The following is a 13195-nucleotide window of genomic DNA, read 5'->3' as shown; positions in this document are numbered from 1 at the left end:
TCGTGCCCGCTGCGTGACAATGGGCGAAGCCTTATGCTGACGCCAAACAGAGAGGTCGCCGCTTGAAGCCAGGGCAGCGCAATTTCCGTATTGCCGGTGGCGGAAAGCCGGTGCCGCCCCGCCGGCGCTTCGTATTCGGGCGGCCGGGCAGTTTGCAGCGCAGCAACCGCTCGCAGGGACGCGGCGGCCTGATCGGCGGCTGGGTGTTCCTGCTTCTGTTGAGCCTTGGCGCATATGTGGCCTCCAGGCTGCCACCGCCGGAAAAGCCCGTCACCGGAGAACTGCGCGGCGTGGCGGTCGCGAGTGACGGAGACAGTTTGCGTCTCGACGGCCGCCGGGTGAGGATCGAGGGTATCGACGCTCCGGAGATTGGCCAGAGGTGCCAACGCGATGGGACGAGGTGGGACTGCGGCGCGGCGGCGCGGCGGCGGCTGGAGGACCTCATCGACGGAACGACGACCCGCTGCCGCCTCCATGGCCGCGACCGCTACGGCCGTGAGCTCGGCCTGTGCGACGCCAGTGGGCGCGACGTCGGCCGCGAGCTGGTTCTCTCCGGCCATGCCGTCAGCTATGGGCTCTACCGTGAAGAGGAGGAACGAGCGCGCAATCGTCGAGCCGGGCTGTGGGCGGGGGACTTCATTCGCCCGCAGGAATGGCGCCGCTCGCAGGGCGAGGCCGAAGAGGCGCCGCACCGGGCCGGCGACTGGCTCGAACTCATCCTGCAGTGGCTCGAAGATGAGGCCTGGAGGATCGCGAAGGAGATCGGCGGTGTCTAGCGCCGAGGACCGGCTGCGGGAACTGCGTCACGCGATCGGGGCCTGCCGCCTCTGCCGTGACGATCCGGCGCGCGGCGAGGGCTCTCGCCTGCCACATGAGCCGCGGCCCGTGGCAGTCCTTTCCGCTACCGCGCGCATCCTGATTGCCGGCCAGGCGCCGGGCTTGCGGGTGCATGAAAGCGGGCTTCCCTTCAACGACGCCTCCGGTGACCGGCTGCGGCAATGGCTGGCGGTCGATCGAAACACTTTTTACGATCCATGCAACTTTGCCATTGTGCCCATGGGATTCTGCTTTCCCGGCTACGACAGGCACGGCAGCGACCTGCCGCCGCGCGCCGAATGCGCGCCGTTGTGGCGCCAGCGGGTGATGGATGCCATGCCGCAGATCGAACTCGTGCTGGCGGTCGGCCACTACGCCCAACGCTGGCATCTCGGAGCGGATTGTCCGAAATCCATGACCGACACCGTGCGCGCCTGGCGCCGATACCTGCAGCGCAATTCCGGCACGGCCGTCTTGCCCATGCCCCATCCAAGCTGGCGCAACACCGGCTGGTTGCGGAAAAATCCGTGGTTCGAAGCAGAGCTGCTTCCCTTCCTGCGCGAGCGCGTCGAAGCCCTGATCCGCTGAAACAATTTTCTTTATTTTCATAAATTCCGCGCTATAGAGGGAAAAATATTCGAGAGGATTTTCCATGGACCGTCTGGACCGCAAGATCCTGCGTCTTCTGCAGGAGGACTCGACTTTGGCCGTTGCCGACCTCGCCAAGAAGGTCGGGCTTTCGACGACGCCATGCTGGCGGCGCATTCAGAAGATGGAAGAAGAGGGCGTCATCCGCCGCCGCGTCGCGCTGCTCGATCCGGTCAAAGTCAACACCAAGGTGACGGTGTTCGTTTCGGTTCGCACCAGTTCCCATTCGATGGAGTGGTTGCGCCGCTTCTCCGAAGTGGTGGCCGATTTTCCGGAAGTGGTGGAATTCTACCGCATGAGCGGCGACGTGGATTATTTGCTGCGCGTCGTCGTGCCGGATATTGCCGCCTACGATGCCTTCTACAAGCGGCTGATCGCCAAAATCGAAATTCGCGACGTCTCCTCGGCCTTCGCCATGGAGCAGATCAAATATACGACGCAATTGCCGCTCGACTACATGGCCATCGATCAGGCGAAGAGCAGCGAGGAATAGCTTGTCGCAGTTGATGCGGCAGTGTAACTTCCGCTTCTATCATCGCTAATTTGCTGGCTAGTTTCTGTTTTCAATCCGCAAGACCCAGCCTGCCGCGGACCTTCGCATCCAACAGTTCTCGAGCAGCGTCCTTGCCCGTCCATCGGGCCGCGCGATTGCCGCTCGACGCGAGTTTTTCCGCGAGCGTCAGGGCCGGCCCGTGGCAGGCGGCGCTGCGCTTGCCGATCTGCCTCAGCGCCCAGTTGACGGCCTTTTTCACGAAATTGCGTTCGTCGTCGGCATGTGCCTCAATCAAGGGCAGCCATGCGAGCAGCGCCGAATCCGGCTCCTGCTTCAGATGCACCGCGCAGGTCGCAATCATCGCGAAGGCAAGGCGACGGACGAATTCCCGGCCATCGCCGGCGAATTCCGGGATAAGCACTTGCTCGAACCGCGCTGCTACGAAGAGGTCGGCCACAGTGTCGACCACTTCCCAGGAATTGCAGTCGCCGGCCCAAAGCCGTGCCTCCTCGAGTGTCAACGCCTTGGGGGCGGCAGTATAGGCCGCAAGGATGCGCGCCTCGCGGATGCCTGATCGCCAGAGCGCGAGGGCGCGGCGGTGATCGGTCTTGGCTTGCCGCGCGACGCGGCGAAGCTCGACATTCGATACGCCTAAGGCCGCTTCGGTCGCGATGCCGAAGCGGCCCAAGCGATCAATGTTCTCTGAAGAGCCGAGGCCACGCAGATGACCGAGGATCTCTTCGGCCGAGGACATCGGCGAGAGCGTCACTTTTCAAGGCGGGCGAGGAGGGACGAGGTGTCCCAGCGATTGCCGCCGAGGGCCTGGACATCGGCATAGAACTGGTCGACCAGGGCGGTGACGGGAAGCTTGGCGCCGTTGCGCCGGGCCTCGGCGAGCACGATATCGAGGTCCTTGCGCATCCAGTCGACGGCAAATCCGAAATCATACTTGCCGGCAATCATCGTCTTGTGGCGGTTTTCCATCTGCCAGGAACCGGCTGCGCCCTTGGAGATGACTTCGATCACCTTGTCGATGTCGAGCCCCGCCTTCTTGCCGAAATGAATGCCCTCGGCGAGGCCTTGAATGAGGCCGGCAATGCAGATCTGGTTGATCATCTTGGTGAGTTGGCCGGCGCCGGCGGGGCCCATCAGTCCCACCATTCGTGCATAGGCCTCGATGACGGGTTTGGCCCGATCGAAGGCTTCGGCTTCGCCGCCGCACATTACCGTCAGCACGCCGTTTTCGGCACCTGCCTGGCCGCCGGAAACCGGTGCGTCGATGGAATGGGCGCCCCTGGCGTGGGCTGCGGCATAGAGCTCGCGGGCGACCTCGGCGGACGCCGTCGTGTTGTCGATGAAGATTGCGCCGGAGCCGATCGTTTCGAAGGCGCCGTCCGTGCCGATGGTCACCGATCGAAGGTCGTCGTCATTACCGACGCAGGTAAAAACGAAGTCCTGGCCCTTTGCCGCTTCGGCGGGCGTCGCCGCCGCGCGTCCGCCAAATTCGGCCGCCCACCGTTCGGCCTTGGCGGCCGTGCGGTTGTAGACGGTCACGTCATGTCCGCCGCGGGTCCTGAGGTGGCCGGCCATCGGATATCCCATGACGCCGAGACCAATGAATGCGACTTTGGCCATTGCGAATGCTCCTGTTTCCAATTGGCCAAAGATTTAGCGGAATTGGGCGGAAGGAGGAAGGCCGAGCGCTCAGAGAAAGCGGGCTATCACCAGTTGGCCGGGAATGGGCTCACCTTCTTCCAAGCGTACCGTGATGTCGGTCACCTCGACGATCTCGAATCCGGTCGCGGTGAGCCGGTCGCGCAGATAGGCTTCCGAGTGGGCGAAACGCTGGTGCGGGCCGACCATGAAGGGGTGCCCCGCGAATGCTTCATCGGGAAGAGTTTCGCTGGAGAAGATCAGCAGGCCACCCGGCAAGAGATTGTCGACGGCACCGAAGAAGAGGGCTTCCAGCGCGCCCATATAGGGCAGCACATCCGTTGCGACGATCAGGTCGAACGGCGCCTCTTCGTTATCGTCGAGGAAATCGACCGCCTCGGCGACGTAGAGCGTCTCGTAGAGGTCTTTCTCATGGGCAATCTCGACCATGTTCTCGGAAAGGTCGATGCCGGTGATGTCTTCCGCAAGGTCGCGCAACGCGCCGCCGGTCAGTCCCGTGCCGCAGCCGAGATCGAGCACCCGCTTGAAGGGGCCGAGTTCCAGGGCCTGAACGCGTTGGCGGACCAGGAGCGGCACGCAATAGTGGAGCTGATCGACAAGCACATTGTCGAAGACGTCCGCATGCTGGTCGAAAAGCGTTGCGACATAGGCATCCGGTGCCTTGAGCGGCGTCTCGCCCCGACCCATGGACGCAAGCCGGACCGAAGCTCCCCCGTGGTCATCCGGATCAAGATCCAGCACTTCGCGGTAAGCTGCCGCGGCGGCATCGAAATTGCCGGACTTTTCCAGGGAAAGGGCGCGGTTATATGCTTCCGCTAGCGCTTCCTCGTCGATCTTTTTGTTCTTTTGTGTCATGGGCGCTTCTTACGACTGCGGGAGACCTTTGGCAATTGCCCGTCAGCGGTCGTCCTTTGCTTGACATCTCCTTTCCTCCGTTTGTGGCCGCTGGCCTACTCCCTGCCTATTGGGGTGCATTTCGCATTTCCTTAAGAAATCGGCGGCGCGCCATCTGGCGGGATTTATCCGGAGAGCGATTGGAGTCATGATCATGAAAAGGGTGAAAAGTCGGGAGGATGCCGATGTCTGCTGAACTGAGCCCGCTGACATTGGAAACGGAGCTGCCGGATCGGCAGGGGCCGCCTCTGCCGCAGTCGTCGCAGGAGACGATCAATACCATCGTGCACTATTACCGCGGCGAACTGGGGCGGATGGCCGGCTGGCGCGATCGCATCGACCGCACGTCCAACTGGGCAATTACGGTGGTTGCGGCGATGCTTTCCGTGTCGCTGTCAACGCCGACGTCGCATCACGGCGTGCTGCTCTTTGCGATCCTGTTGATCACCTTGCTGCTGTTGATCGAAGCGAGGCGCTACCGTTTCTTCGATGTCTATCGCGCGCGCGTGCGGCAACTTGAACGCGGTTATTTCGCACAAATCCTTGCCCCGGAAGGCACGCAGAGCTTCAAATGGTCGGCGTCAATTGCCCAGAGTCTGCGAAGGCCGGCCTTCCTGATGACTTACAGGGATGCGGTTTGCCGGCGGCTGCAGCGCAATTACTGCTGGATGTATCTGATCCTGCTGCTTGCCTGGACGCTGAAGATATCCTCGCCGAAGATGGCCTCCACCGGCGAACCTTTCGGCCATGTCCGATCCTGGGCGGATGTGACCGAGAATGCAGCGCTGGGCCTCTTGCCGGGCTGGAGCGTCATGATCGCCGTTGCGCTCTTCTACGGCGTCGTTCTCTACGGCTCGCTTCACAAGGAAGCTCACGAGGGCGAACTTGCTCACGGCGAAGTGCATGTCTGACCGCGGCGGCTCAGTGAAGTGGCGACACTTTCAGTGAAGAATGAGTTCGCCCTTGAGCGCTCGCCATTCCGTCGCCGATATCAGCTTGCGATGCACATAGCGGACCGAATGCAGCGGGCCGTCCAGCTTCTCCTGCCAGAACTTGAGAAAGCTGCGCATTTCGGGAAAGTCCGGGGCGACGTCGTAGTGCTGCCAGATGTAGGTTTGCAACAGGGCCGGATGGTCGGGCATTCGGTAGAGTATCTGGGCCGTCGTCAGGCCGTACCCTCTGAGCTGCAGTTCCATGTCGTTTGCCATCAAGGACCTCGCTTCTAACAAAGGTTGGTCCCTATGATGAAGCGCTTGATTTGTTAATCAAGACCTAATATTGGCGTAGCGGTGGAAATTAGCTCGGTAAAACAATGGCTTGGCAGCGCATGGAAACGAGTGCTGCCAAGCCATCCTGCTACGCGGCGTTGCGCCTCAGCGCTTGAGATGGCGCGTCAGCCGGGCTTCGAGCCACCCCCAGATATTGCGCAGCAACTCCACCATCAGCAGATAGAGCACTGCTGCCCAGACATACATCTGGTAGTCGAAAGTGCGGGAAAAGGCGCGCCTCGTCTCGCCCATCAGGTCGAAAACGGTGACGATCGCGACGATTGCCGAGCCCTTGATCATCAGGATGATCTCGTTGCCATAGGGGCGCAGCGCCACGATCATCGCTTGCGGCAGGATGACCTTGAAGAAGGCGACGCGCTCCGACAGGCCGAGGGCAGCCGCACCTTCATGCTGGCCGCGCGGCACGCTTTCGATCGCTCCGCGCAGGATCTCGGCCTGATAGGCGGCGGTATTCAGCGTGAAGGTGAAGAGCGCGCAGTTCCAGGCGTCGCGGAAGAACCACCAAAGGCCGATCGAGTCCAGTTGCGGGCGGAAGCTGCCAAGGCCGTAATAGACGAGGAATAGTTGCGTGATCAGCGGCGTGCCGCGGAAGAAATAGACATAGCCATAGGCGAGCCAGGACCAGAGTCGGTGCTTCGACATCCGCCCGAGCGCCACCGGCAGCGACACAACCGCGCCCATCAGAATCGACGAGGTGACGAGCATCAGCGTCACCCCGAGGCCGGACAGGAAGCTCGGTCCGTAGCGCGAGAATTTTTCCGGGTCCCAACCTTCGACGACGGAGAAGAAGATGCCGACGGCGAGGGCCAGCCAGATACCGAGCGTCACGCTGCCGAGAAAACGGGAAAGCGTATAGGGCCTGGGTGGAGACGGGGGCGGGGCCTGAGGCGGAATCAGGGTCTCGGCAATGCTCATCGATGCATCTCCGCGCGTTTGGTCCGTCGCTCGAGCGCCGCGAAGGCGATGGAAGAGACCATCGCCAAAATGAGGAATAGGATGCAAGCGATACCGTAGAACTGGAATGCTTCCTTGGTGACTCGAGCGGCTATGCCGGTCTGACGAAGAATGTCGGGCAGGCCGACGACCGAAACGAGCGCGGTGTCCTTGAGCAGTACCATCCAGAGATTGCCAAGCCCCGGAAGGGCGATGCGCACGAGTTGCGGCAGAATTATCAGCAGCATCGTCCTGCCACGGTGAAAACCGAGGGCATCGCCCGCTTCGTACTGGCCGTGAGGAATGGCTTTGAAGGCGGAAAGCAGCACCTCCGAGCAGTAGGCGGAGAAAACGACGCCAAGCGCGACCATGCCGGCGGCAAAGGCATTGATTTGAACGGGCTCGTCATAACCTAACGTCGCCAGGAATCGCTGGACGAGAATTTGGAGGCCGTAGTAGATAATGAAGAGCGTCAGGAGTTCCGGAAGCCCCCGAAAGATCGTGGTGTAGATGTTGGCCGAAAGCCGTAGGCTCCGCTCCTTCGATTCCTTTGCGAGAGCGAGGAAGAAGCCCATCACCAGCCCGAGAGGCAGGGTGGCCATTGCGAGGCTCACGGTCACCAGGAACCCATAGGCGATCTCGTCGCCCCAGCCGGTATCGCCGCACGCCAGGAGCGTTCCGGAACCGAACCAACGAAAGACCCCGGCCGGCCCGCAGAATGGGTCGATCATCGACACGACCCAGGCAAGGCCGGAGTACAGGGCGGCAAACAGTCCGCTCATGACTCTATATTCCCCTTATCCGTTCTTATTGGCGCTGCAGCGCATATTTTTTGTTTCGTTGTCAAACAAAAACGGTGGAAGGGCAAGCCCATCCACCGGTGCATTTTCTTCATCACCCGAGACCCGGCATCACTGCCGGATCTTCTCAGAACGCGCGGCGATCAGCTGCCGTAAACGTCGAACGGGAAGTACTTTTCGTTGATTTCCTTGTACTTGCCGTTTGCGCGGATGGCGTCGATCGCCTTGTTGAACTTCTCGCGCAGCGCGTCGTCGCCCTTGCGGACGGCAATGCCGGCACCCTCGCCATTGATGACCGGGTCAATCGGAAGCGTGCCGAGCAGCTTGCAGCAAGCGCCGTCTTCGCTCTTCAGCCATTCAGAGATGACGACGACATCGTCGATGGCGGCATCGATGCGGCCGTTGATGAGGTCGAGCTTATATTCATCCGCGGTCGGATAGAGCTTGAGTTCCGCACCCTTCATATGCGCTTCGGCGTAGTTGGAGTGCGTGGTCGAGCCTTGTGCGCCGAGCGCCTTGCCTTCGAGCGCAGCCTCGGTCGCCTCGGTGATCGGCGAATCCTTCGGTACGACGATGGCCGGCGGCGTGTTGTAGTACTTCTTGGTGAAGTCTACCTGTTGCTTGCGTTCCTCGGTGATCGACATGGAGGCGATGATGGCGTCGAACTTCTTGGCGATCAGTGCCGGGATGATGCCCTCCCAGTCCTGTGTCACGAAGGTGCACTCGGCCTTCATTTCTTCGCAAAGCGCCTTGGCGATGTCGATATCGAAGCCCGACAGTGAGCCATCAGCCTCGAGGTTGTTGAAGGGCGGATAAGCGCCTTCGGTGCCGATCACGACCTTTTCGCCCTCCGCCAAGGCAGCGCCTGCCATGAGCACGAAAACGGCAGCCGATGCGGCGGCTGCCAGCCGTCTGGAAATACGCATGATTATCCTCTCTGTTGGCCGGCACCCGGTCTGTTCTTGTGCGCGGATGCCAAATAGCGCCGGCGGCTTTGCCCGCCGGTTGCGGCGATATTCGTACGCTTTTCCTGTAAAAATCAACAGGAAAGCGGCGTCACCCACCGCGAAACGCGAAATGTTCTCTTGCTGTTGTCTCATGGTTGAAGGGGGCGGATGAACGTTCCGTTCAGGAATGGTTAATGTCGGCTCCGATAGGCCTTTGGGCGGAACCGATCCGTGGCTGCGGAGTTCGACTACGGATTTCCGGCCGACACAAAAATGTCGGAACCGCGGGTCATGGCCCTGTGCCGATGCGATGCGGCTTGAACTGTGGCGTGGCGCGCGAGGCGCCGAGCTACAAGAGGAAGGAAGACAATGTCCATTCGATCCAAACTTTTCGCAACGGTGGCCTTGCCCGTATTCGCGGCTTCTCTTGCGGTCCAACCGGCGCTTGCCGATAGCCTGATGGCGCCGTTCGAAGTCGCGCAGGAAGGCACCGAACAGCCGTCTCCGGAGGATTTGCTGCTGCTGAAGAAACGCAAGCAGCGTGCCGCTGAGGAGGAGTCCCAGGGACAGGCGGAACAACAGCAGCCGCAGGCCGAAGAGCAGGAAACTCCAAGGCGCAAGAAGCGTCAACAGCAGGCAAAAGAGCAGCAGCCGGCCGCCGAGGAGAGCGCTCCGCAGCAGGCTGAAGAGCAGGAAGCTCCACGACGCAAGAAGCGCCAGCAACAGGCCGAAGAGCAGCAGCCGGCTGCCGAGGAGGGCGCTCCGCGGCAGGCTGAAGAGCAGGAAACTCCAAGACGCAAGAAGCGCCAGCAACAGGCTGAAGAGCAGCAACCGGCCGCCGAGGAGGGCACTCCGCAGCAGGCCGAGGAACAGGCTCCCACGCGCAAGAAACGCCAGCAACAGGCCGAAGAGCAGCGTCAAACCGACGAGCAAAAAGCCGCCGAGCAGCCGGCTGTCGTGCCTGAAGGCAAAACGACCGCCGAGCAGCCAGCGACTGAGGCTCCGGCCCAACAGACGGGCGAAGGCGAACAGCAGCCGGTTCCAGGCGCGGAACAACCCGCAACGGCAGAGCAGTTGCAAGGAGAGCAGCCCGAGGGCCAGCCCGCTCCCGAAGTGGTCGATGAGCGCACGAAGGAAGAAAAGCAGAAGGTCGCCGAGGACCCGTCTGCTTCCGACGACACTGTCGTGCTTCCCGTCGACAAGGGGGCGGCCGTGCTCGACAGCGATAAGGATGCCGACAACTCAGGGGGCAACCAGGCGCGCGAAGCCCGGCGCAAGCAGCGCGAGGAACTGCGGGCCAAGGAGGAAAGCGTAGCGCCTCCCACCGACGATGCGTCCGCGCAGGCGCGGGCGGCGATCCCGGTCGAGTCCAAGGAGGAACTGTCGCAACGGATCGAAGCCGTGATGAAGGAGGAAGGCGAGCGGATCGAGGAAGCTCCAGCCTTTGCCGTGCCGGAGACGACCAACATCGTCAATAATACCGTCATCAACAACACCGTTGTCAACAATACCACGGTCAACAACACGACCGAAAATAACGTGACGGAAGTGCAGGTCGTCGAGGAGATCGACGACCGTGTGATCCTCGGCGTTGGCGACCGCATCTTCGTAAGGGGCGACGACCGGCCGCGTCTGCGGCGGAATTCGGAAGAGTCGTATTACGATAATCTTTCGGGTGGCCGCGTCCGAGAAACGATCGTTCGCCCCGGCGGCTACCAGATCGTTACCGTCTACAATCGCTACGGCGATATCCTGACGCGCACGCGCGTCGATCGGGACGGCAATGAATATGTGATGATGTATACGCCGGAATATGAGGAGGATCGGCCGGCGATCGTCGACGTCGGCTACGATCTGCCGCCGATGCGCCTTGCCATACCGGTCGACGAGTATATCGTCGATGTGGCCGAAGATCCGGACCGGGATTATTACGAGTTCCTGTCCGAACCCCCGGTGGAATCGGTCGAGCGCGTCTACACGATCGACGAGGTTCGCCACTCCGCGCGCCTCCGCGACAAGGTCCGTCGAATCGATCTCGACACCATCGAATTCGCCACGGGCAGTGCGGAAGTATCGATGTCGCAGGCAAAGACACTTCGCAGCGTCGCGGACGCAATGAGCAAGGTCCTCGAGAAGGATCCGGGTGAAACCTTCTTCATCGAGGGCCACACGGATGCCGTCGGCGACGATCGGTCGAATCTCGTGCTCTCCGATGAGCGCGCGGAGTCCGTCGCGGTGCTCTTGACCGAGGTCTATGGCGTTCCGGCGGAAAACCTGGTGACCCAGGGCTATGGCGAGCGCTTCCTGAAGATCCGCACGCCGGAGGCCGAGCAGGAGAACCGCCGTGTCACGATCCGCCGCGTCACTCCGTTGGTGCGTCCGGTCGCGCAGCGATAATATCTAAACTCGAGGCGGCGGCTTCTGCTGCCGCCGTTGCTCTCAATCGGGGCTGGGTAACCAGTCCCGATTTTTATTGTGGCGCCACGGATGCGGCTGAGTGGCTGCAAAGGGCGGCGAAACAGCTACCCGCGGCGCGGCAGGGTCTGGACCGTTCGAGCAAGCAGTGAGCGAAGTCCGATGCTCAGCGCCGCAAGCCGACCGTCTTCTCGACGAAATCGGCAATCGTTCCCGTGTCGTCCAGATCGAAGACGGAAAGATCGGTGCCGGTAACAGGATGGTCGGCAGCGATCGCGACAATATGCGGATCGCTGGGCGCGAGCGGTTCGCGGTTGGCCGATTCGAGCCGGCGGGCCTCGATCTTGGGGATCGGTTCGCGCTTGTAGCCCTCGATCAGCACGAGATCGCAGGGTGCGAGCCGCGCCAGGATATTTTCGAAGCTCGGCTCTGGTGCGCCGCGCAATTCATGCATGATCGCAAAGCGCGTCGAGGAGACGATCGTCACCTCATGAGCACCGGCCTCGCGGTGGCGGTAGCTGTCGGCACCGACCTTGTCGATGTCGAAGTCGTGGTGGGCGTGCTTGACGGTCGACACCACATAGCCGCGTCGGGTCATTTCGCTGACGAGCCGGACCATCAGACCGGTCTTGCCTGAGTTCTTCCAGCCGGCGATACCGAATATCTTGGGTGCGGTTATCATGCGGAATCCTCGAGGCGGTTTAGCCATTCTTCAGCTTGTTCAAGCTGCTGCGGGGTGTTGATGTTGAGGAACGGGTCGAGCAGCCCCGCCTTCGTCGTCACCGTCGGAAAGTCTACCGCGACCGATGGATGGCGTGCAATGAAGGCGCGTACGCGGCGTTTCTCATCCGTGCGGATCCAGACGTCGAGATCGTCGGCGATCGAAAGTGGCCAAAGGGCGAAGAGCGGATGCATCTCGCCGAGGGACCAAGCGACGGCAATCTCGTCGCCGACGATCAGCGCGCCCTGTAGCCGGGCTGTGAGCGTGACCGGAAAAAACGGCGTGTCGATCGGCACCGTCAGAACGTGGCTCGCCTCCGGCGCGACCTTCCTGGCGTGCTGCAGGGCGGCCAGAACGCCGGCGAGGGGGCCGGGCAAGCCGGACATCGTGTCCGCAATGACCGGGTGCCCGCTCGGCAGAGCAATGCCCGGGTCGGAGTTGAGGTTGACGGCGATGCTCGCGGCTTGTGGCGACAGACGCTCGACGACCCGGGCAAGCATGGTTTGTCCGCCGAGCACGACGGCGGCCTTTGGTCTACCCATACGCGACGAGCGCCCGCCGGCCAGGATGACTGCGGGCGGAAGGAGGTTCGAATCGGCAGCGTGCTCGGCCATTCTTGCGCTCCTCTATTCGAGGGGGCCGGCGAGAGATCGCTGCGCGACGGGCTGCCGGCCGCGCAGGCTCTCGCGATAGAAGGTGTAAAGGCCTGAGCCGACGATAATGGCAACGCCGGTCAGCATCCAGCGGTCCGGTGCCTCCGAGAAGAAAATGATGCCGATGGTGATCGCCCAGAGAAGGCCTGTGTAACGGAAGGGCGCGACCACCGAAATGTCGCCGTCGCGCATGGCAAGCACGATGGTCTGGTAGCCGAGCATGAGGAGCACGCTGGCGCCGGCGAGATTGGTGAAGGACGTCACTGACACCGGTTGCCAGCCGCCGAACGGGACGATGAGCGCGCCTCCCACCAGCGTCGTTACCAATGCGGTCGTGACGGTAATGAACAGCGATGGCACGTCGCTGCCGATGCGGCGGGTGCAGAGGTCGCGCGTTGCCGTGAAGAAGACGCAGGCGACGACGGTCAGCGCGGCCGGCGTGAAGCCTTCCGGCCCTGGCCGAAGCACGATCAGGACACCGAGGAAGCCGATCACGATCGCCGTCCAGCGCCGCCAGCCGACAGGCTCGCCCAGAAAGAGCGCTGCGCCGAGCGTGACGGCCAGCGGCAAGGCCTGCATGATTGCCGAGGCATTGGCGAGCGGTATTTGGCCGAGTGCGGAAATGTAGGTCAGCGAGGCGAGCGCCTCCATGGCGATGCGCAGCATGATGACCGGCCTGAAGACGGTGCGAACAGGGCGCAGGGCACCGAAGCGGTATGCGATCACAAGGATCATCAGCGTCGTCATCAGGCCGCGGATGAACATGATCTGCCCGGTATTCATGGCGCCGGTGACGGATTTGACGAGCGCGTCGTTGCAGGAGAAACCGGCCATGGCAAGCGTCATGAAGACGATGCCGCGGATATTGGCTGAGGAATGCATTCCTGATGACCTTCGGCTGGGGCGCGTTTC

General features: G+C 62.1%; 15 protein-coding genes. 5 read left to right on the top strand and 10 right to left on the bottom strand.

The genetic code is table 11. From position 1 onward, the window contains the following. Window positions 1–62 precede the first annotated feature (62 nt). The 3 genes from USDA257_RS35585 (at window position 63) to USDA257_RS20225 (ending at window position 1957) form a co-directional block, all read left to right on the top strand. Window positions 63–776 carry a thermonuclease family protein gene (locus USDA257_RS35585; protein WP_041414458.1) on the top strand — a complete coding sequence of 238 codons (714 nt, stop codon included), beginning with the start codon at window positions 63–65 and terminating at the stop codon, window positions 774–776. After that, on the top strand, window positions 736–1404 hold the full coding sequence (locus USDA257_RS20230; protein WP_048657418.1) for a uracil-DNA glycosylase family protein: 669 nt from the start codon (window positions 736–738) through the stop codon (window positions 1402–1404). Before USDA257_RS35585 ends, USDA257_RS20230 begins: the two co-directional genes overlap by 41 nt. A 64-nt stretch (window positions 1405–1468) precedes the next feature. Beyond that, complete coding sequence (locus USDA257_RS20225) at window positions 1469–1957, top strand: Lrp/AsnC family transcriptional regulator (protein ID WP_014764826.1); 489 nt, start codon at window positions 1469–1471, stop codon at window positions 1955–1957. A 70-nt stretch (window positions 1958–2027) separates the two neighbouring features. Here the strand turns inward: USDA257_RS20225 and USDA257_RS20220 are convergent, their stop codons facing one another. From USDA257_RS20220 to USDA257_RS20210, 3 genes are all read right to left on the bottom strand, one after another. After that, the gene (locus USDA257_RS20220; protein ID WP_041414456.1) at window positions 2028–2726 is read right to left on the bottom strand and encodes a DNA alkylation repair protein; all 699 of its coding nucleotides are present in this window, start codon (window positions 2724–2726) and stop codon (window positions 2028–2030) included. Then, the gene (locus tag USDA257_RS20215; RefSeq protein WP_014764824.1) at window positions 2723–3592 is read right to left on the bottom strand and encodes an NAD(P)-dependent oxidoreductase; all 870 of its coding nucleotides are present in this window, start codon (window positions 3590–3592) and stop codon (window positions 2723–2725) included. Before USDA257_RS20215 ends, USDA257_RS20220 begins: the two co-directional genes overlap by 4 nt. Before the next feature lie 69 nt (window positions 3593–3661). Further along, a complete protein-coding gene (locus USDA257_RS20210; protein WP_014764823.1) occupies window positions 3662–4486 on the bottom strand; it encodes a class I SAM-dependent DNA methyltransferase in 825 nt (274 codons plus the stop codon). Between the two features lie 224 nt (window positions 4487–4710). Here USDA257_RS20210 and USDA257_RS20205 point away from each other — a divergent pair, with 224 nt between their 5' ends. Next, window positions 4711–5436 (top strand): DUF2270 domain-containing protein, encoded by a 726-nt coding sequence (locus tag USDA257_RS20205; RefSeq protein ID WP_014764822.1) that lies wholly within the window; start codon window positions 4711–4713, stop codon window positions 5434–5436. Window positions 5437–5466: 30 nt separating this feature from the next. Here the strand turns inward: USDA257_RS20205 and USDA257_RS20200 are convergent, their stop codons facing one another. The 4 genes from USDA257_RS20200 to USDA257_RS20185 form a co-directional block, all read right to left on the bottom strand. After that, window positions 5467–5733 carry an usg protein gene (locus USDA257_RS20200; RefSeq protein WP_014764821.1) on the bottom strand — a complete coding sequence of 89 codons (267 nt, stop codon included), beginning with the start codon at window positions 5731–5733 and terminating at the stop codon, window positions 5467–5469. Window positions 5734–5898: 165 nt separating this feature from the next. Beyond that, window positions 5899–6729, bottom strand: coding sequence for an ABC transporter permease (locus USDA257_RS20195; protein ID WP_014764820.1), 831 nt, complete (start codon window positions 6727–6729; stop codon window positions 5899–5901). After that, window positions 6726–7529, bottom strand: a complete 804-nt coding sequence (locus USDA257_RS20190; protein WP_014764819.1) for an ABC transporter permease — start codon at window positions 7527–7529, stop codon at window positions 6726–6728. The genes USDA257_RS20195 and USDA257_RS20190 overlap by 4 nt, the downstream gene beginning before the upstream one ends. Before the next feature lie 161 nt (window positions 7530–7690). Next, the gene (locus tag USDA257_RS20185) at window positions 7691–8473 is read right to left on the bottom strand and encodes an ABC transporter substrate-binding protein (protein WP_014764818.1); all 783 of its coding nucleotides are present in this window, start codon (window positions 8471–8473) and stop codon (window positions 7691–7693) included. Between the two features lie 390 nt (window positions 8474–8863). On the opposite strand from USDA257_RS20185, the gene USDA257_RS20180 reads away from it, so the two are divergent. Then, window positions 8864–10891, top strand: a complete 2028-nt coding sequence (locus USDA257_RS20180) for an OmpA family protein (protein ID WP_014764817.1) — start codon at window positions 8864–8866, stop codon at window positions 10889–10891. Between the two features lie 184 nt (window positions 10892–11075). On the opposite strand, the gene mobB is transcribed toward USDA257_RS20180, so the two are convergent. Genes mobB through USDA257_RS20165 form a run of 3 tightly spaced genes read right to left on the bottom strand, consistent with a single transcriptional unit; the run spans window position 11076 to window position 13165 of the window. Further along, window positions 11076–11591 (bottom strand): molybdopterin-guanine dinucleotide biosynthesis protein B, encoded by a 516-nt coding sequence (mobB, locus tag USDA257_RS20175; protein ID WP_014764816.1) that lies wholly within the window; start codon window positions 11589–11591, stop codon window positions 11076–11078. Then, window positions 11588–12244: a molybdenum cofactor guanylyltransferase MobA gene (mobA, locus tag USDA257_RS20170; RefSeq protein ID WP_014764815.1), complete on the bottom strand. Its 657-nt coding sequence runs from the start codon at window positions 12242–12244 to the stop codon at window positions 11588–11590. Before mobA ends, mobB begins: the two co-directional genes overlap by 4 nt. Window positions 12245–12256: 12 nt before the next feature. Continuing rightward, the gene (locus USDA257_RS20165; RefSeq protein ID WP_014764814.1) at window positions 12257–13165 is read right to left on the bottom strand and encodes a DMT family transporter; all 909 of its coding nucleotides are present in this window, start codon (window positions 13163–13165) and stop codon (window positions 12257–12259) included. Window positions 13166–13195 lie beyond the last annotated feature (30 nt).

Source organism: Sinorhizobium fredii USDA 257 (genome assembly GCF_000265205.3).
In the GTDB taxonomy this organism is placed as follows: domain Bacteria; phylum Pseudomonadota; class Alphaproteobacteria; order Rhizobiales; family Rhizobiaceae; genus Sinorhizobium; species Sinorhizobium fredii_B.
The sequence above is the reverse complement of the archived record's forward strand: the minus strand, read 5'-3'. Positions and strand labels throughout refer to the sequence as shown.

Coding starts and splice junctions, on each gene's coding strand:
- USDA257_RS20190 (WP_014764819.1), bottom strand. CDS start 7,529: ATGAGCGGACTGTTTGCCGCCCTGTACTCCGGCCTTGCCTGGGTCGTG.
- USDA257_RS20185 (WP_014764818.1), bottom strand. CDS start 8,473: ATGCGTATTTCCAGACGGCTGGCAGCCGCCGCATCGGCTGCCGTTTTC.
- mobA (WP_014764815.1), bottom strand. CDS start 12,244: ATGGCCGAGCACGCTGCCGATTCGAACCTCCTTCCGCCCGCAGTCATC.
- mobB (WP_014764816.1), bottom strand. CDS start 11,591: ATGATAACCGCACCCAAGATATTCGGTATCGCCGGCTGGAAGAACTCA.
- USDA257_RS20200 (WP_014764821.1), bottom strand. CDS start 5,733: ATGGCAAACGACATGGAACTGCAGCTCAGAGGGTACGGCCTGACGACG.
- USDA257_RS20210 (WP_014764823.1), bottom strand. CDS start 4,486: ATGACACAAAAGAACAAAAAGATCGACGAGGAAGCGCTAGCGGAAGCA.
- USDA257_RS20215 (WP_014764824.1), bottom strand. CDS start 3,592: ATGGCCAAAGTCGCATTCATTGGTCTCGGCGTCATGGGATATCCGATG.
- USDA257_RS20195 (WP_014764820.1), bottom strand. CDS start 6,729: ATGAGCATTGCCGAGACCCTGATTCCGCCTCAGGCCCCGCCCCCGTCT.
- USDA257_RS20180 (WP_014764817.1), top strand. CDS start 8,864: ATGTCCATTCGATCCAAACTTTTCGCAACGGTGGCCTTGCCCGTATTC.
- USDA257_RS20225 (WP_014764826.1), top strand. CDS start 1,469: ATGGACCGTCTGGACCGCAAGATCCTGCGTCTTCTGCAGGAGGACTCG.
- USDA257_RS20205 (WP_014764822.1), top strand. CDS start 4,711: ATGTCTGCTGAACTGAGCCCGCTGACATTGGAAACGGAGCTGCCGGAT.
- USDA257_RS20165 (WP_014764814.1), bottom strand. CDS start 13,165: ATGCATTCCTCAGCCAATATCCGCGGCATCGTCTTCATGACGCTTGCC.
- USDA257_RS20230 (WP_048657418.1), top strand. CDS start 736: ATGAGGCCTGGAGGATCGCGAAGGAGATCGGCGGTGTCTAGCGCCGAG.